The sequence below is a fragment of the Litoreibacter ascidiaceicola genome (assembly GCF_900129235.1).
Lineage (GTDB): Bacteria > Pseudomonadota > Alphaproteobacteria > Rhodobacterales > Rhodobacteraceae > Litoreibacter > Litoreibacter ascidiaceicola.
In genome coordinates, this window is the sequence record NZ_FQUV01000001.1 from 32553 (window position 1) to 51134 (window position 18582).

The window sequence follows — 18582 nt, forward strand, 5'->3', positions numbered from 1 at the left end:
AATAAAAACAGGCAGGCGCACAGTAGATGATGATATTCTTTAAAGAACGGCTGGCCTTTCTTGCTGTTCCTAAAACCGGAACATCGGCCCTCGAGAACGCACTTGGCCCGAAAGCATCGGTCATTTTTCGCGACCCACCGGGAATCAAGCACACCAACGCCCGCAGTTTTGAAGCTAAATATCGCCAGCTTTTTGAGCGCGGGAATTTACCACCACTCGAGACGATGGCTGTAATGCGCGAACCGGTGGAGTGGTTGGGAAGTTGGTATCGCTATCGGCAACGACCGGCTTTGAACGGCCATCCGAATAGCACGGCAAGTCTTAGCTTTGACGACTTTGTCGCTGCCTATCTGGCAGACGCGCAACCTGCATTTGCAAATGTCGGCCAGCAATCCCGCTTTGTGACAGACCAAAGCGGCGATCTCTTGATCAATCACCTGTTCTCTTATCACGACCTTGCCGCAGCAATCCGGTTTCTGGAAGACCGGCTGGATCGACAAATCAGTCTCAAATCAATTAACCAATCGCCAAAACAAGAAATCTCGCTGTCGCCGACCTTGTCTGCGGAGTTACGCAAAACATGCGCGCTCGATTTCGAGATTTATCAAGCGCTGCAGGATGGCCCGCTCTCGATTGCCTAAGCCTTTTGGGCCGGTCAGGCAGCAGAGCTTAGATGACGTCGCACTGTTGACGTCAGTTCATCAAGCGAGAAAGGTTTCGGTAAAAACGCAGATTCCGGAATGGTGAGCTGTTCTTCCACCGTGCTGCCATCCGCGTAGCCGGACATGAAGACGACCCTCAACTGCGGGCGTAATTTGCGGGCTTCTTTGACCCAGGTGGGTCCATCCATGCCCGGCATAATGACATCTGTCAGCACGATATCGATATTCAGTGCCTCGTCCCCGAGAAGATCAAGCGCCGTCTCGCCGCAATCGGCCTCAACGACCTGAAATCCACGGTATTGCAACGCGCGGCTTGCGAAGGCACGGACCGGCGCTTCATCTTCGACGAGAAGCACAACACCGTCTGCGGGCCCCACGTCCAAAAGGATTGGAGCCGGTTCCGACACTTTGGCAATCTCAATGGGTTTATCATGAGTCGGGAAGTAAATTGTGAAGACGGTTCCCCGCTCCCATTCGCTGTCCGCGAAGATAAACCCGCCCGACTGTTTGATAATCCCGTAGGCTGTCGACAGGCCCAAGCCTGTCCCCTCGCCCGTTTTCTTGGTCGTGTAAAACGGCTCGAATATCTTGGGGAGCTTTTCGACCGGAATGCCGCATCCGTCATCGCTGACTTTCACCAGAACATAGTCACCGGCAGGAACCACCGCGCGGTCGCGTCGCAATTCAGACGTGAGTTTGACATTGCGCGTTTCGATATTGATCTCGCCTTGCCCGTCTAATGCGTCACGTGCATTCACCACGAGGTTCATCAGCACCTGTTCCAACTGCCGACGATCCGCGCGCACCGACATCAGGTTCGGATCGTGCCGCAATGTCAGTGAAATCTGTGCACCAACCAACCTGTTCAGCAGGTGCGTCAGGTCTGATAGCGTGTCCCGCATATCCAGAACTTCAAGCTGAAGGTTCTGTTTGCGCGAAAACGCAAGAAGCTGGCCTACCAACGACGCTGCGCGGTTGGCGTTCTGGTTGATCTGTTCAAGGTCCGCGTAATCGGAATCGCCTGAATCATGGCGAAGCATCAACAAGTCGCAATGACCCGAAATCGCAGTCAGCAAGTTATTGAAATCATGCGCAACGCCGCCTGCCAATTGACCAATTGCCTGCATTTTCTGGCTCTGCACAAACTGCTTTTCCAAGGACTTGAGCTCGGTGGCATCATTGATAAGCGCAATCAGGGAGACTTCACCATCATGGATCACACGGCCGAGCGTAACCTGAACATACATTTCGTCAGAACCGCGCCGACATTTCAAAACTTCGGGACGGTGCAGCCCCCGACCTTCGGCCGCGTCAGCAAGCCAATCGCTCACCGGACGGCCAAGCCCCTCGATCAAGTCGTTCAAGCTGTCGGCCGGATCGTCGTCAAGCGCCAGCAAAGCCCGCGCGATACGGTTGGAATCACGCACCCGCCCGTCCCGCTCAAGCTCAAGCAGCGCGATCGGGAAATCCTCCAACTGCGCCATCGTTGTTTTCGCGGCAATGACGTCGGAAATAGGTGCTAGGAAAAACTCGGTGCGGCCCAAAGCGCTTTCCAAGATGACCACCATAACATCAACAAGACCGTTCGGGCTATTGACGACGGCATGCTCACCAGATGTCGTCGGTACCTCGGTGAAGATGCTACTCAGTGACTTCACCCGACCACCAACAAGTTTTCGCATCGCCTCGTTCATAAACAAAACAGACCCCGACCCGCCAACGGTGAACATCGGCAGCGAAAGTCGTTCAGCAGCGTGCCCCTTGCCCGCTTGGTCAGTCTGGCTATGAACCCGCCAGATAATATCTTCGGAATTTGCGACCCGATGCGCCGAGATGCGAAAACTTCCGCGACGCGTAACAACGTCTTCATGCGCTGCGTTGGTTTTTTGCGCTTTGGCCTGAAGACGGAACACGATTGCGCCTGCATTGCTCATCAGCTGAGCAAGCACCTGTTCCAGCGCTTCACCGTCGGCGGTTGGCAGTAATTTTTGAGCTGCCGCGTTTCTGGACAGAACAACCCCGCTGGAGTCCGTCACAAAAACGGCCCGTTCCTCATAGGCAATCAAATCCTCAACGGACGCCGCTGTTGGAACGTCTTGAGCTGTACGTTTCTGTATCATAACCACGGCAATCCCCGCGAAACCGCTGATTACCAGACCAATCAGAAGCCCGCGAACGTCAGGGACAAAGAGCAACGACATTCCGAAAACTACTGCAAGAAGCACCGGAAGCTTGGAGCGCGATGCATATCCACTGCGTATCCGACGTGCAGCGCCGCTTGCCTCCACCAGTTGGTCCAAACCTGCACTCCCGTTAGAATCAATCCCTAAGACCATCCCCCAGAACAATTAACTGCTCCTTAACGGGCGACTTAGGCTCGACTATTAACTTGGTTTGGGTCTCGTCAAGTAAGCAATATAGAACCCGTCCCCACCTTCCAGCGGTGAATATCTGCGTTCAAACGAGCAGTGCCAGCCATCATTGTCATCACAAAACTTGGCGATTTGATCTTCGTTTTCACGCCTGAACACAGAGCATGTTGCGAAAGCCAGAACGCCATCAGGGGCCACCAGAGGTGCAGCTTCACGCAGTATTTCCTGCTGAACGACCAGTAAATCGGCAAACGCATCGTGGGTAAGCGCCCATTTGCCTTCGGGCGACCGCCGCCAGGCACCACTCCCCGAACACGGGACGTCACACAACACCAGATCGAACGGTGCCGCAGTCTTGCAAGCTTCCGTTGTTAATACCTGAACCTTCAAACCCGCCCGCTTCGCGCGTGGCCCCAAATCCCGCAATCGTTGCGGATTGGCATCATGGGCAAACAACGCAGCTTTGTTTTTATCGCCATAAGCCAACACTTTACCGCCGCCGCCTGCGCAGTAATCGAGCATTCTGTTGGCCGCTGGAAGGCCTTCGCACAAGGATTGAGAGGCCGCATCCTGCAGCTCGACCAGCCCCGAAATATACGCCGTACTCGCCGCGATTTTTCTTGGGTTTTCAACAACTTCCAATGCAGTCTTCGCCAAATCGTGCGGGATCGCGATAACGCCGTCCTTCGCAAGCAGGCCAATGGCGTTTTTCAAAGACCATCGCGAAAGGTTAACGCGCAGGAACGTGGTAGCGCGCTCGGTCAATCCGCTTGCAATCGCCTCAGCACCAGCCCCGACAGACGTTTTCAGCTCTTCGCTCAGCCATTCCGGCATGTTGTAGACCGCTTCAACCGAGTCCCTCGGCGAGGTTGAAATCAGCGCTACTCTCTCCTCCGCCACCAACGCGGATGGGGCATGCCCCTCACCCGAGAAAAGGTCGCTAACCTCTTCAACTGACGTGCTTTTCGCAGCAGCATGGCAAATCACCAAACCGCGCCCCGTCAATTCTAACCGCGCATATGCCCCCCGCTTGCGCAGGCAGTCGAACACGATATCACGTACCGCCGCGCGATCTTTGGATCCGGCAAAGCGCGAACGCCGCGCCCAGTTGGTTAGAGCCTTCTCGGCGGCGGTGCCTGACAAATACTGGTCAAGCACCTCAATCGCCGCCGACAGGCGCGCCGCAGGGGTCATCTAGCCGACCCGGTAATTCGGGGATTCACGCGTGATCTGGACGTCGTGCACGTGGCTTTCCTTCAGCCCCGCACCGGTAATGCGCACGAAATTGGCCCGCTCGTGCATATCTTTGATCGTCGCCGATCCGGTATACCCCATAGCAGCCCGCAACCCGCCTACCATCTGGTGGACAACGGCGCTCGCCGATCCCTTGTAGGGAACCTGTCCTTCGATGCCTTCCGGAACCAGCTTGTCAGACGCCGCGTCCTTCTGGAAATAGCGGTCAGCAGAGCCATTTGCCATGGCACCAAGCGACCCCATACCACGGTAGCTTTTAAAGCTACGGCCTTGATACAAAATAACTTCCCCGGGGGACTCGTCCGTCCCTGCAATCATCGAGCCGACCATGGCACAGCTGGCACCTGCCGCGATCGCCTTGGCGAAATCGCCGGAAAACTTGATGCCACCATCCGCGATAACCGGCACGTCACCGGCCCCGGATGCACAATCCAAAATCGCAGTTAATTGCGGCACACCGACCCCCGCGACCATGCGCGTGGTACAGATCGAACCTGGGCCAATCCCGACTTTGACCGCGTCCGCACCTGCGCCAATCAGCGCGCGTGTGGCTTCAGCTGTCGCGACGTTCCCCGCTACAACCTGTACCTTGTTGGACAGTTTCTTAACCCGCTCAACCGCAAGCGCCACACCTTCGGAGTGACCATGCGCCGTGTCGATCACAACCAAATCAACGCCCGCATCAATCAGCGCCTCGGAGCGCTCAAAGCCTGCGTCTCCTACCGTGGTTGCTGCAGCCACCCGCAAACGACCAAGCTCATCCTTGCAGGCCTGCGGGTTAAGCACGGCTTGCTCGATATCTTTGAGGGTCAGAAGTCCGGTGAGCTTGCCATCGCCGTCGACAACAAGCAGCTTTTCGATGCGGCGGCTTTCCATCAGCGACTTTGCCTCGCTCAGATCAGCAGGTTCGCGCAGCATCGCCAGCCGTTCATTGGTCATCATCGCCGAAACAGGCGTCTTGTCATCACTGGCAAAGCGCATGTCGCGGTTGGTGACGATGCCCAGCACATGCCCTTTGGCATCCACCACAGGAAATCCGGAAACGTTGTAGCGCTCTTGCAGCGCCTTGGCGTCCGCCAGAGTCTGATCCGAGGTCAAGGTTATCGGGCTATAAACGATCCCGCTTTCAAACCGCTTCACGCGCCGCACCTGACGCGCCTGCTCTTCCAAATCCAGATTGCGGTGGATCACACCGATCCCGCCCGCCTGCGCCATGGCGATCGCCATGCGGGCTTCGGTCACGGTGTCCATTGCCGAGGACAGCAACGGAATATTCATGGCAATTGATTTGGTCACAAAAGTGCGCGTGTCCGCCGTCGATGGCAGCACGTTGGATGCGCCTGGAACAAGCAGCACATCGTCAAAGGTGAGGGCCTCGCGAATCTCCATGGGGGTACTCCTTGGGGAGGGTTCGTTTGGCAGTTTCCTATTTCATGGATTTCTCGGATGCGAAAGGGCAGATTTTGTGGCAAAGGGACGCAAACACGTCCGGAGCACCAAATATGCCCTCTATTCTCGTCGATGCAGATGCCTGTCCCGTCAAAGAGGAGGTCTTCAAGGTCGCCTATCGTTTGAACACGCCCGTAACCTTGGTCGCCAACAGCTACCTGCGCACGCCGAACCATCCGCTGATCTCCATGCAGGTGGTCTCAGACGGGTTTGACGCCGCTGATGACTGGATCGCCGAAAACGCCACGCCATCCTGCGTGGTGATCACCGCCGACATCCTGCTGGCAGGTCGCTGCATCGAGGTCGGCGCCACGGTTCTGGGGCCAACGGGCAAGCCGTTCAACTCGTCCAATATCGGTGGGGCTATTGCGACCCGCGCCATCATGGCGGACCTGCGCGCGGGGCTTGAGCAAACATCCGGACCCGCACCGTTCTCCAACAAGGACCGCTCGCAGTTTCTCAACGCGCTGGACCGCGAGTTGCAACGGCTCAAGCGCGAAGGTCTTTAGACGTCGCGCCCCTTAAACCCTTGGGCTACCACGAACTTCTCGGAACTGTCGGACCGGCTGGCACCCGGCTTGAAATTCGCCACTTTCTTGAAACGCTGTTTCAGGATGTGCTGCAACTCGCCCTCAGCGCCACCAGCCAGAACTTTGGCAACAAAAACGCCGCCCTCTTCCAGCACGTCAAAGGCAAAATAGGCCGCTGCCTCGCAGAGCGCGATGATGCGCATGTGGTCGGTTTGCTTATGTCCGCAGGACGCCGCCGCCATATCGCTCATCACGACATCAGCAGGCCCGCCAAGCCATTCCTTCACCTTGTCGTCAGCGCCTTCGTCCAGAAAATCCAGAACGTGCAACTCGCAACCTAGAATCGGCTCGACCTCTTGGATGTCGACCCCAAGCACATAACCTTGCGCCTTGCCTACGCGGTCGCCCAACGCGTTCACACGTTTGGCGGCGATCTGGCACCATCCTCCCGGCGCACAGCCAAGGTCGACCACCCGCTTGCCCGGCGTCAGGAAGCGGTACTTGTCGTCAATCTCGGAAATCTTGAACGCAGCCCGCCCGCGCAGCCCTTCGGCTTTGGCGCGTTTGACATAAGGGTCATTCAACTGGCGTTGCAGCCACAACGTCGACGACATGGTGCGCCCGCGCGCAGATTTCACCTTCACCTTCAGGTCGCGCTGCCCGCGCCCCGAGGTGTTTCCAGCCTTACTGCCGTTTGGTCCGGTTGGTGATTTGGCCATGCTCTCAACTTCATCTTGGTAAAAATATTCCCGCCGGAGGCTTCCCTACCCCTCCTGACGCGCAAAGGCCAGCTTAGTAAGGCCCTTCCTCCAACACCCCGTCACTCGACATCTGCGCATAGAGGAGTCCTTCACGTAAGCCACGATCCGCCACAGACAAGCGGTCGGTGGGCCAAACCCGCAGCAAAGCCTGCAAAATTGCCGCCCCCGACATGATCAGTGCATGTCGGTCCTTGCCGATACGCGGATCGGTGCGGCGGCCCTCAGGCCCCATATGGAGGTAGCTCTGGATTACGTGGTCGATCTGGTCCGATGTCATCCGAAGCCCATCAACCTTATTACGGTCGTAACGCTTCAACCCTAGATGGGACGCGGCCACGGTGGTTACGGTCCCCGACGTGCCGACGATCTGGAACCCCGCCCTGACCTGATCCGCGTCGATATACGGCGTGAACTCGGCCAGATTCTCCTCGAAGAACCACGACATCAACGCGAACCGCGCCCCGTCATCATTCACATCGTTGAACTGGTCGCGCAAAGTTGCAACGCCCAACGGCACCGATATCCAGTCCACCACTTTGGCGGCCGGAAACTCGCTGTCCTTGCTGTCAAACCCCGTGTGCAGCCGCATGATTGCGCGCGGCCGATCCACTTTGGGCACACGGCTCAGGTCGATCCACACCAACTCGGTGGAGCCACCACCAATGTCGACAACCAGCAATTGCTCGGTATTCACAGACACCAAGGGCGCGCAGGATATCACCGCGAAGCGGGCTTCCTCCTCCGGCTTGATAATCTCCAGATCCAGCCCCGTCTCACGGGTCACCAGCTTCAGGAATTCTTCCGAATTGGTTGCGCGCCGACAGGCCTCCGTCGCGACGAGGCGCATACGCTTCACCTCATGGTGGCGCAGTTTTTTCTGACAAATCTTCAGCGCCCCGACCGTGCGCGCCATGGAATTGCGCGACAGCTTGCCAGTGCTCTCAAGCCCCGCTCCAAGCTGCACCGATTTGGAAAAGCTGTCGACGACGTGAAACTGGCTGCCTTTGGGTTGGGCAATCAGCATCCGGCATGAATTGGTACCAAGATCCAGCGCCGCATAGAGGTCAGCCGGGTCTGGTTTGCCTGCGGGTGCAGGCTGTGTCGCGGGCCGCGCGGTCGGCACAAGGGCCGGTTTGACGAACGGGCCCGCACTGTGCGGCGGACGTTTCGCCATGGCGCAGGGCCTCCTAAACTCAGGGTTACCCCCAACGTAGGAGTGCTAACGCTTTGAAGCAAGCATAGACCTTGTTCCAACCTCATAAAAACCATGAGAAATATGAGACGGGTGATAGCTGGCCCCTATTCGCAAAGCCCCTTAGCTAAGGGCGCGACGGATCAGGGTCGCTCTGCCTTGTTCAAATGTCGAAAACGCACCTCGGCTACCGCCCTCAGACGCCTAGTGTCGGTAAAACGGCGCGCAATACGAAGGATTCGACCCCATGCCTGATGTGACAATAGTTTACTGGCGCGACATTCCTGCTCAGGTCATCGTGGGCAAAGGCCGTCGCGGCCATAAAGTCCAGCTGGAAGAACGCTTCGAGCAGGCCATCGACCGCGCGGCAATGAAAGTTGGTGCCAAGGATGCCGATGCCTATCTGGCCGATTGGCGGAAGGCTGCACCTTACGAAGTCGATGGCGACCCTCAAGAGGTCGCAAAAGCCGAAGCGGCGCGGCTGGAGGCCGAATACGACACCGACAGGATCAAGCAGCTGATCGCGAATGACGGCAATGCCGCCTGACACGATCACAACGCGCATTAGGGAGGGGCTCATGGCCTTGCTGAACTTTAAACGCACCGCACCGGCTCAAGAGGTCACGGTGAACCCACAGGTGGAAACCTTCCTGAAGGATTACTCCATCGAGGTGATGCCCCGCACCGCCGAGAAGGTTGAAGACTTCCGCGAGTTGCTGCCCGAAGGCACCCGCGTCTACATCGCGCATATCGAAGGCACGCCGATCGAGGAAATGGTCGCCACCGCCGCCCGTCTGAACCGCGACGGCTACAAGGTAATGCCGCACTTCCCTGCGCGCATCATCAAAGACAAGGCCACCCTGTCCGACTGGATTTCCCGCTATCAGGGCGAGGCTGACGTCAATCAGGCGCTGCTACTGGCCGGTGGCGTAGCGCAGCCGCACGGTGAGTTCGACAGCTCCATGCAGCTGCTGGAAACCGGTCTGTTTGGTGACTTTGACCGCCTGCACGTCGCGGGTCACCCTGAAGGCAACCGCGACATCGACCCCAAAGGCGGCATGAAGAACGTCGATGAAGCTCTTGCTTGGAAACAGAAGTTCTCGGAAACGACTGATGCCAAAATGGCATTGGCCACGCAGTTCGCCTTTGACGCCGACCCGATTATCGCTTGGGCGAACTCCATCAAGGCGGCAGGCATCGACCTACCCGTCCATATCGGCATCGCCGGCCCTGCCAAACTGCAAACGCTGATCAAGTTCGCCATCGCCTGCGGCGTCGGCCCGTCCCTGAAAGTGCTGCAAAAGCGCGCCATGGACGTCACCAAACTGTTGTTGCCTTACGAGCCGACCGAGGTGATCAACACCCTCGCCGCGCACAAGGCTGCAAACCCCAACTTCAACATCGAATCCGTTCACTTCTTCCCGCTTGGCGGCATCAAGACCAACGCCAACTGGGCCATCGCCAATGGCGGCGCCTCCGGCGTTCCAGCAGACCAAGCATAAGAGAGATCAGTTAATGACCCGCACGATCGTCGAATCCAAAACCAAAACCGCCATTATCGGCTTTGACCAACCGTTCTGCGTGATCGGGGAGCGGATCAACCCGACAGGGCGCAAGATCCTCAACGAGGAGCTGGAAAAAGGCGACTTCTCCCGCGTCGAAGCCGATGCGATTGCCCAAACGCTGGCGGGCGCGAACATTCTCGATATCAACTCCGGCGCCGTGTTCTCCAACAAAATGGCCGAGGACCCGCGTTACGCCGACAACAACTTCGTCGAGCCGACCTTGATGAAGGAACTTGTCGAGCGTGTTCAGAAGGTTACCGACATTCCTTTGTGCATCGACAGCTCCGTTCCCGGCGCGTTGGAAAACGGCCTTGCTGCTGCTGAAGGCCGCCCGCTGTTGAACTCCGTCACGGGTGAAGAAGAACGTCTTGAGCTGGTCCTGCCACTGGTCAAGAAATACAATGTCCCCGTCGTGGCAATTTCCAACGACGACACCGGCATTTCCGAAGACCCCGACGTGCGTTTTGCCGTCGCTAAGAAGATCGTCGAGCGTGCCGCTGACTTCGGCATCCCCGCACATGACATCGTCGTTGACCCGCTGGTTATGCCCATCGGCGCGATGGGCACCGCGGGCTTGCAGGTTTTCACCCTTGTGCGCCGTTTGCGCGAAGAGCTGGGCGTGAACACCACCTGCGGCGCGTCCAACATCTCGTTCGGCCTGCCCAACCGTCACGGCGTTAACAATGCGTTCCTGCCAATGGCAATGGCTGCTGGCATGACATCGGCCATCATGAACCCCGTCGCCCTACCCGTCGGTCCAATCAAGATGCAGGAAAAGCTGGACGCGCTGGCGAAGGCTGGCATCATCGTTCCAGACGACATTGACCCCGAATTGCTGGCGCAACTGACGGGCCTCGGCTCCACCAAGCCGCAACCCGGTAAGGAAATGGAGGCGATCCGGGCCGCCAACTTCCTGATGAACCAAGACCCGTCCGGCGGTGCTTGGATCAACTTCAACAAGCCCAAAAACGCAGACGGCTCTGACGCTGCCGCCCGTGGTGGCCGCGCAGGTGGGCGTCGCCGTCGGGGCTAATCCAAGCCAAAACAACAGGCAAAGCGGCATATTTCGCTTTGCCTGACTGACAAGATGCGGCAAAACCCTGCTATTCTTTAAGGAGTTTTATCCCGTGTCATTTATCCGCCGTCTGAAAACAGAACTAGAACGCCCGCGCGAGGATCGCCCCTTTGGCAGCGGCTGGCTGTCGGGTGGCGGGGCGCTGTTGGCAGGCCTTACCGCGGCGGCCATTCTTGCGGTCATGTATTTCCCAGGCCTGTTCTCGACGCCCGATCTGTCGAAGGTCGTCACCCAAGCGCATCTTCAATTGCTGCTGCAAGTGGTGCTGCTCGTCGGCTACGCCTTCGCGTTGCTATCCTTGCTCTTGTCCCGTGACAAAATCCTTGGTTGGACGGCGCTGTTCATGATCGTCATAGTCTCGCTGATCGGGACGCCGGATGACGGTTCCACCCTGACAGCACCGCTTTATTTCGGCCTCGACTTCTTCATTCTAAACGTCGTCTTCCTCGGCTTCCTCTTCGTCCCGCTGGAACGCTATTTCCCGCAGGACCAAAACCAGACCGTCTTCCGACCCGAATGGCAGGAGGATATGTTCTACTACCTCGTGTCCTCGCTGATGGTGCAGGTCCTGACTTTCCTGACGCTGATGCCGTCGAACCTGATCACTGGCTATTTCAACATGAGCGGCATTCAGGAATGGATCTTCGCCCTGCCCTTCGTCGTGCAGCTTTTCCTGATCATCCTGTTCTCCGACTTCGTGCAATACTGGGTGCATCGCCTGTTCCATACCGTTCCGGCGCTATGGCGGTTCCATGCGGTTCACCATTCCGCCAAGAAGCTGGACTGGCTGGCGGGCTCGCGCATGCATTTCATTGAAATCGCCATCCTGCGCGGCTTCACTGCGATTCCGATGTTTACACTGGGCTTCGATCCGGCGGCCATTCAGGCCTATGTTCTGATCGTGTATTTCTATTCCCATTTCATCCATTCCAACATCGGCTGGAACCTGAAACCTATCGAGAGCACTTTCGCCACGCCCCGCTTCCACCACTGGCATCACGGCGCCGAGCGCGAGGCCATCGACGTCAACTACGCCATCCACTTCCCGATCCTCGACCGCCTGTTCGGCACCTACCACATGCCCGAAGGCCGCTGGCCTCAACGCTACGGCGTGGCGGGAGAGCAGGTTCCACGTGGATTCGTGAAACAGTTCCTGCACCCGTTCACCAAAAAGAAGGTGCCCGAGGCGGAATAGGCGCTGACCTGATCCCATTCATGAAAACCATGCGTATTCTTGCAAGATCAGGTCGCAGACAGCCATTGCGGACAGGGGCCGAAGCCCTACAACTCTAAGCAGAAACAACTGCTTCGGTGTGCCCATGTCCGACAAAGACCCACTCGTGATCTTCACCCCCTCCGGCAAGCGCGGGCATTTTCCGGTTGGGACTCCGGTGTTGACGGCCGCGCGCCAACTGGGTGTTGATCTGGACTCGGTCTGTGGCGGACGGGGTATCTGCTCTAAGTGCCAGATCACGCCGTCCTATGGTGAATTCCCAAAACACGGCGTTACGGTCAAAGATGGCGCTCTAAGCGATTGGAACAGCGTCGAGCAACGCTATGACGACAAGCGCGGGTTGGCCAAAGGCCGCCGCCTTGGCTGTCAGGCGCAGGTCAAAGGCGACATCGTCATTGACGTCCCTGAAAGCAGTCAGGTCCACCGTCAGGTCGTCCGCAAACGTGCAGAAGCGCGGGACATCACCCTGAACCCGTCCACAAAGCTGTTTTATGTCGAGGTGGAGCAACCCGACATGCACGAACCCTCCGGCGATCTGGAACGTCTGATCAAAGCGCTGCGCCATGACTGGGATCTGCCTGAATTGGAGGCCGATCTGGGTCTTTTGAAAATCTTGCAACCGACCTTGCGCAAGGGAGATTGGAAAGTCACCTGCGCCGTGCATCTGGGTGACGCCATGTTCGGGCCGCGCATCATGCATATCTGGCCGGGCTTCTATGAAGGCACTGTCTACGGGCTGGCGGTCGATCTTGGCTCCACCACCATCGCGGGCCATCTGTGTGACCTTGCCACCGGCGAGGTCGTGGCGTCCTCAGGGATCATGAACCCGCAAATCCGTTTCGGCGAAGACCTGATGAGCCGCGTCAGCTATTCCATGATGAACCCCGGCGGGGCCGAGGAAATGACCCAAGCCGTGCGCGAGGGCATGAACGCGCTGTTCGTCAACATCGCGTCGGAAGCCGGTATCGACCGCAATCTGATCGTGGACGCCGTGTTCGTATGCAATCCGGTGATGCACCACCTGTTCCTTGGCATCGACCCGTTCGAGCTGGGTCAGGCACCTTTCGCGCTTGCTACATCTGAGTCTTTATCGTTGCGAGGCATAGAGTTAGGCCTCAACCTTCATCCTGCGGCCCGCGTCTATCTGCTGCCCTGCATTGCGGGTCATGTCGGCGCGGACGCCGCTGCTGTGGCCTTGTCCGAAGCCCCTGATAAATCCGACGACCTTGTGCTTGTCGTCGATGTCGGCACCAACGCGGAAATCCTGCTCGGGAATAAAAACAAGGTGCTGGCTTGCTCCTCGCCGACCGGACCGGCCTTTGAGGGCGCACAGATCAGCTCCGGCCAGCGCGCCGCCCCCGGCGCGATTGAGCGCGTAGAAATAGACCCCGTGACCAAGGAACCCCGCTTCCGCGTCATCGGCTCCGATGTCTGGTCCGACGAGGACGGCTTTGACGAGGTCATCGCCAGCACCGGCATCACGGGCATCTGCGGCTCCGGCATTATCGAAATGGTGGCCGAGATGCGACTGGCGGGCATCGTCGATGGACCTGGCCTGATCGGATCACCTGAACAAACCGGCACAAGCCGTTGTTTTCTAGACGGAAGAACATATAGCTACATGGTGCATGACGACCCCGAGCGGCCCATCACCGTCACCAATCGCGACATCCGCGAAATCCAGATGGCCAAGGCCGCGCTCTATTCCGGTGCGCGGCTGCTGATGGACAAGTTCGGCGTCGACAAGGTCGACCGCGTTGTGTTGGCCGGCGCGTTCGGCGCGCATATCAGCCCGAAACACGCCATGGTGCTGGGAATGATCCCCGACGCGCCGCTCGACAAGGTCACCTCTGCCGGTAACGCCGCAGGCACAGGAGCGCGTATTGCGTTGCTGAACACAAAGGCTCGCAGGGAAATCGAAGAAACGGTTCACAATATTCACAAGATCGAAACCGCCATCGAGCCACGGTTCCAAGAGCATTTCGTAAACGCGTCAAACATTCCAAACGCGGTGGAGCCGTTCCCGATCCTGAACTCTATCGTGACCCTGCCCGAGGTGAACTTCAACACAGGTGGCGGGGACAAAGAAGGCGGTCGCCGCAGGCGCAGACGCTCTTGACGCCATCGCGCGGCTCACTTAACTCAAAGCTCAAGGCGGGTATGGTGAAAAGGTATCACGGCAGCTTCCCAAGCTTTAGTTACGAGTTCGATTCTCGTTACCCGCTCCAAATCTTATGAAAAATATTCCCTATCATACCCCGCTGGACGCCGATACGTTGCGTGCGCTTGGAATACCGGAACCTTGGGCTTTCGGGGTCGCAGACCGCACACGTTTCAGCGAGTTGGATCCCTTGGGTCACATCAATAACGCGGCCTATCTGGCTTGGTTCGAGAGCTTTCGCATCCAGTATATGCAAGCCTATGGCATTGGCTACTCGGGGGCGGATGCTCCGCAATTGGTCTTGCGTCAGGTGCAGGTGGATTACCTCGCCGAAATGAAACTGGCCGAGGATTACATCGTGACGGGGCGGGCCAGCGTATTGCGCACCTCCAGCTTCAAGATGGACTATGCCGTGTGGTCCGGTGGCAGTTTGCGCACCACGTCCCACGCCATCATCGTGCTGCTGAACGCGGACGGCACCAAACGCGCAATCAGCCCCGAGCTACGAGACATGCTAAAGACCCGTGACGGCGCAACCGACGCCTAGTTCGACCGAAGGTAGCTCAGAAGCAATCGGGTCGAGCTGTCTTTGCCCTCTTCCGACGCCTCCCCACGCAGCACCGGCGTCAGCGCATTGGCCAGTTCCTTGCCAAGTTCCACGCCCCATTGATCGTAGGAATTGATCCCCAGCATTACGCCTTCCACGAACACACGGTGTTCATAGAGCGCTATAATCTGGCCCAGCACAAACGGCGTTAGCTTTGGATAGACAAGCGTGGTCGACGGGCGGTTCCCCGGAAATACCCGATGACGCGCTTGGCGATCCAGTTCCGTTCCGGACAGGCCACGTTTGGCCATGATCGCCGTCGCTTCTTCGAGGCTGCGGCCTACCATCAAGGCTTCTGATTGGGCCAGACAATTCGCCACTAGCAACTCATGCTGATGCGCAAGCTCCGGCTCATGACCTTCCCGCGCCACCATAAATTCGCATGGCACGACCCGCGTACCTTGGTGGATCAATTGATAGAAGGCGTGCTGCCCGTTGGTCCCCGGCTCGCCCCAAACGACGGGGCCGGAGTTCACCTCCAAGGTCGAGCCGTCCATCGCCACAGATTTGCCGTTGCTCTCCATTTCAAGTTGTTGAAAATATGCCGGAAGCCGCGTCAGGCGTTGATCATAGGGCAGCACCGCGCGAGTTGCATGGCCGCAGCCTTGGTTGTTCCAAACCCCGACCAAAGCCAGCATCACTGGCAGGTTCTGATCCAGCGGCGCGTCGCCGAAATGGCAATCCATGTCATAGGCCCCGCGCAGGAAGGCATCAAAGTCATCCGCGCCGATGGCAATTATCAGCGACAGCCCAATCGGGCCCCACAAGGAATAGCGCCCGCCGACCCAATCCTCGAACCCGAACACCCGCTCCGGCGCTATGCCGAACTCGGTCGTCTTTTCTTCGGCGGTCGATAGCGCTGCAAACTGGGCACCAGTGTCGGTAACGCGCGTCGCCATCCATTCCTGCGCGGTTCTGGCATTGGTCATCGTCTCGATGGTGGTGAAGGTCTTCGAGGCCACGATGACCAGCGTCGTCGCAGGATCGAGCCCGCGCAGCGTATCCGCGATATCCGCGCCATCCACATTGGAAACAAAATGCACCCGTGGCCCATCGTGATACGGTGCCAGTGCCAGCACAGCCATCGCAGGGCCAAGGTCCGAGCCGCCAATGCCGATATTGACCACATCCGTGATCGCGCCGCCCTGCCCTTTGACAGCGCCAGATCGCACAGCCTCGGCGAAATCAGCCATGCGCGCGCGGGTCTCGCGCACGCCCTCCATGACGTCTTCGCCGTCGACCTCGATTGCACCGTCGCTCATGTTGCGCAACGCAGTATGGAGCACTGCACGCCCTTCGGTCTCGTTAATCTTCATGCCCGAGAACATGGCCTCGCGCCGTGCCGCAACGTCAGCGTTCGCTGCCATTGATAAAAGCAACGCTCGGTCCTCCACGCCAATCTGGGTTTTGGAGTAGTCGAACAGCATGTCGCCATGCTGCACGGAATACTCCTGCGCACGGCTGGGGTTTTCCCCGAAAAGATCTGCGAGCGTTGCGCGCTGTTCGGCACGGGTTTTCAGGTCTGTCCAATTCATCACGGTGCCCAATGTACTGTTGCAGTCGCAAGGACGGTCCGGATCGGGGCCTCCATGCGGGTTGCGTGGGTGGCACGATCCAGTGCCTCACGCTTTTCTTTGCCAGCGATCAGAACATGGCTGCTCATGGCCTCCTCCAACACGCGACCGCTCAGTGTCACGCGCGGTTCCAACCCGTCAGAGGCCTCGACCATCATCAGGTCCGGCGCATTAGAGGCCAACGCGGCTTCCAGGTCAAGCGAGCCCGGAAACAGCGATGCGGTATGCATGTCAGCCCCCATCCCCACAACAAGAACCGACAAAGGCAGATGCGCCGAGATATCGGGCAACGTATCCCCATCCGGCCTGATCGACACATAATTCGCAGCCGCAGCCCGCGACGTCAGAAGACGCGCGCGGATCATACGCTCATTGGACCGCTCATGGTCCGCAGGCACCCGCCGCTCGTCCCCGACCAATACGGTCACGCGGCTCCAATCAAGGTCGGCTGCACACAAGGCATCAAACACCGGACCGGGTGTCGAGCCGCCCGGCACAGCAAAGCTGACCTGATCATGGGTCATCAACGCTTCGTTCAACTCCCCCGCCAGATGATTGGCGAGGTCGATCATCATCAGATCGCGGTCCGGATATTCGATTAATTCCATTATTTAATCTCCCGCCAGCGGCGCCCGTCGCGGTGCAACAGCATCAACGCATCTTCAGGACCCGTTGTTCCCGGCTCGTACTGAACCGGTTTATCGCCACGGTTCTGCCAGCCTTCGATAATCGGATCAGTCCACGCCCAAGCTGCTTCGACCTCGTCGCCGCGCATGAACAAGGTCTGGTTACCACGGATCACGTCCATAATCAGCCGCTCATAAGCGTCCGGTACATCCGCGCCTTCCGGCCCGAGTGCGTCGGCAAAGGTCATATCCAGCGGCACGTCGACCAAGCGCATGCCCCCCGGCCCCGGCTCCTTGATGGTCACACGAAGGTCCATCCCCTCGTCCGGTTGCAGGCGGATCGCCAACACGTTGGCTTTACTGCCTGCATCTTCCTCAAAGATGGAGTGCGGCACGTCTTTGAATTGAACCACGATCTCCGACATTCGTCCCTTAAGTCGCTTGCCCGTGCGCAAGTAGAACGGTGTGCCTTTCCAGCGCCAGTTGGAGATATCGACCTTCATCGCAATGAAGCTCTCGGTCTTGCTCGCGGGGTTCTCGGAATGCTCAATATAGGACGCTTGATCCTTATCCGCCGCATACTGACCACGCACGATATTCTCGGACGGCACCGGATCCAGCGCGCGGATCACTTTCAGCTTCTCGTCGCGCACCGCGTCGGGATCGAACCGCGATGGAGGCTCCATCGCGGTCAAGCAGAGCAACTGCATCAGGTGGTTCTGGATCATATCCCGCATTGCGCCGGATTTGTCATAGTAGCCCCCGCGTCCCCCGACGCCCACTGTCTCGGCCACCGTAATCTGCACATGGTCAATATACTGGGCATTCCAGAGCGGCTCGAACAGCATGTTGGCAAAACGCACGGCCATAAGGTTTTGCACGGTTTCTTTGCCAAGATAGTGATCGATGCGGTAAATCTGGTGCTCGTCAAAGCTGTCCGCCAGTACAGCGTTTAGCGCTTTGGCGCTTTCCAGATCGCGGCCAAAAGGCTTCTCAACCACGATACGGCTGTCCGGCGTCGCGATCTTGTGCTTGTGCAACCGCGTCGCCAGATCACCGAACAGGCTTGGCCCCACCGAGAAATAGAACGCCTGAACCACATCCTTACGCACGAGTTTGGCAAGCGTTTCCCAGCCACCAGAGCCTTTCGCGTCGATTGGCGTGTAATGCAGCTGTGCCAGAAACGCGTCCACGGTTTTCGGTTTGCGCTTCTTTTCCGGTACGAATTCTTCAATAGACTCGCGTATGAGTGCTCTGAAGCCGTCATCGTCAAGCTCGCTTCGTGCGGCCCCGATGATGCGCGCATCTTTGGGCATCTGCCCTGCCAAAAAACGACGATATAGCCCCGGCAGGATTTTTCGGCGCGCCAGATCACCGGTGCCGCCAAAGATCACAAGATCAAAGCTCTCTACAGGAATGACGCGTGAGACCATCGGGATACCCTTCTTTCCGGTATGACGTTGCCAACCTGTTAGCGCTAACGAAGCCACAATTCCAGTGAAAATTGTTCCACGATATTC

General features: G+C 58.2%; 16 protein-coding genes and 1 tRNA gene. 9 read left to right on the plus strand and 8 right to left on the minus strand.

Annotation, left to right across the window (positions count from 1 at the left end):
- The first annotated feature begins 26 nt into the window (after positions 1–26).
- Positions 27–641: a hypothetical protein gene (locus tag BUB72_RS00130; protein ID WP_073138582.1), complete on the plus strand. Its 615-nt coding sequence runs from the start codon at positions 27–29 to the stop codon at positions 639–641.
- A 14-nt stretch (positions 642–655) separates the two neighbouring features.
- On the opposite strand, the gene BUB72_RS00135 is transcribed toward BUB72_RS00130, so the two are convergent.
- The 3 genes from BUB72_RS00135 to guaB all read right to left on the minus strand — a co-directional run bounded on the left by BUB72_RS00135 (position 656) and on the right by guaB (position 5677).
- On the minus strand, positions 656–2962 hold the full coding sequence (locus BUB72_RS00135) for an ATP-binding protein (protein WP_073140386.1): 2307 nt from the start codon (positions 2960–2962) through the stop codon (positions 656–658).
- Between the two features lie 84 nt (positions 2963–3046).
- Positions 3047–4228, minus strand: coding sequence for an RsmB/NOP family class I SAM-dependent RNA methyltransferase (locus BUB72_RS00140; protein WP_073138604.1), 1182 nt, complete (start codon positions 4226–4228; stop codon positions 3047–3049).
- Positions 4229–5677 (minus strand): IMP dehydrogenase, encoded by a 1449-nt coding sequence (guaB, locus tag BUB72_RS00145; RefSeq protein WP_073138608.1) that lies wholly within the window; start codon positions 5675–5677, stop codon positions 4229–4231. It lies immediately after the preceding gene.
- 113 nt (positions 5678–5790) lie between these two features.
- Between guaB and BUB72_RS00150 the strand changes: the two genes are divergently transcribed.
- Positions 5791–6246, plus strand: coding sequence for a YaiI/YqxD family protein (locus BUB72_RS00150; protein WP_073140389.1), 456 nt, complete (start codon positions 5791–5793; stop codon positions 6244–6246).
- Here the strand turns inward: BUB72_RS00150 and BUB72_RS00155 are convergent.
- Together BUB72_RS00155 and BUB72_RS00160 are read right to left on the minus strand one after the other, a co-directional pair.
- Positions 6243–6986: an RlmE family RNA methyltransferase gene (locus BUB72_RS00155; protein WP_073138611.1), complete on the minus strand. Its 744-nt coding sequence runs from the start codon at positions 6984–6986 to the stop codon at positions 6243–6245. The genes BUB72_RS00150 and BUB72_RS00155 overlap by 4 nt on opposite strands.
- Positions 6987–7059: 73 nt before the next feature.
- Positions 7060–8202, minus strand: a complete 1143-nt coding sequence (locus BUB72_RS00160; protein WP_073138614.1) for a Ppx/GppA phosphatase family protein — start codon at positions 8200–8202, stop codon at positions 7060–7062.
- A gap of 265 nt (positions 8203–8467) precedes the next feature.
- On the opposite strand from BUB72_RS00160, the gene BUB72_RS00165 reads away from it, so the two are divergent.
- From BUB72_RS00165 to BUB72_RS00195, 7 genes are all read left to right on the plus strand, one after another.
- Positions 8468–8767 carry a virulence factor gene (locus BUB72_RS00165; RefSeq protein ID WP_073138617.1) on the plus strand — a complete coding sequence of 100 codons (300 nt, stop codon included), beginning with the start codon at positions 8468–8470 and terminating at the stop codon, positions 8765–8767.
- Between the two features lie 31 nt (positions 8768–8798).
- Entirely contained in the window at positions 8799–9722 is a 924-nt protein-coding gene (locus BUB72_RS00170) for a methylenetetrahydrofolate reductase (RefSeq protein WP_073138620.1), read from the plus strand.
- Positions 9723–9735: 13 nt separating this feature from the next.
- A complete protein-coding gene (locus BUB72_RS00175; RefSeq protein WP_073138624.1) occupies positions 9736–10818 on the plus strand; it encodes a methyltetrahydrofolate cobalamin methyltransferase in 1083 nt (360 codons plus the stop codon).
- Between the two features lie 94 nt (positions 10819–10912).
- Positions 10913–12055 (plus strand): sterol desaturase family protein, encoded by a 1143-nt coding sequence (locus tag BUB72_RS00180; protein WP_073138627.1) that lies wholly within the window; start codon positions 10913–10915, stop codon positions 12053–12055.
- Between the two features lie 124 nt (positions 12056–12179).
- On the plus strand, positions 12180–14213 hold the full coding sequence (locus tag BUB72_RS00185) for an ASKHA domain-containing protein (protein ID WP_073138630.1): 2034 nt from the start codon (positions 12180–12182) through the stop codon (positions 14211–14213).
- Positions 14214–14248: 35 nt separating this feature from the next.
- Positions 14249–14322: transfer RNA gene (locus BUB72_RS00190), tRNA-Gly, on the plus strand.
- Positions 14323–14328: 6 nt separating this feature from the next.
- Positions 14329–14802 (plus strand): acyl-CoA thioesterase, encoded by a 474-nt coding sequence (locus tag BUB72_RS00195; RefSeq protein WP_073138633.1) that lies wholly within the window; start codon positions 14329–14331, stop codon positions 14800–14802.
- Here the strand turns inward: BUB72_RS00195 and pgi are convergent.
- The 3 genes from pgi to zwf are packed head-to-tail and all read right to left on the minus strand — an operon-like array spanning position 14799 to position 18495.
- On the minus strand, positions 14799–16397 hold the full coding sequence (pgi, locus tag BUB72_RS00200) for a glucose-6-phosphate isomerase (RefSeq protein WP_073138637.1): 1599 nt from the start codon (positions 16395–16397) through the stop codon (positions 14799–14801). The two genes, BUB72_RS00195 and pgi, sit on opposite strands and share 4 nt — an antisense overlap.
- The gene (pgl, locus tag BUB72_RS00205) at positions 16397–17044 is read right to left on the minus strand and encodes a 6-phosphogluconolactonase (protein ID WP_073138640.1); all 648 of its coding nucleotides are present in this window, start codon (positions 17042–17044) and stop codon (positions 16397–16399) included. Before pgl ends, pgi begins: the two co-directional genes overlap by 1 nt.
- Complete coding sequence (zwf, locus tag BUB72_RS00210) at positions 17044–18495, minus strand: glucose-6-phosphate dehydrogenase (RefSeq protein WP_073138643.1); 1452 nt, start codon at positions 18493–18495, stop codon at positions 17044–17046. Before zwf ends, pgl begins: the two co-directional genes overlap by 1 nt.
- Between the last annotated feature and the right edge of the window lie 87 nt (positions 18496–18582).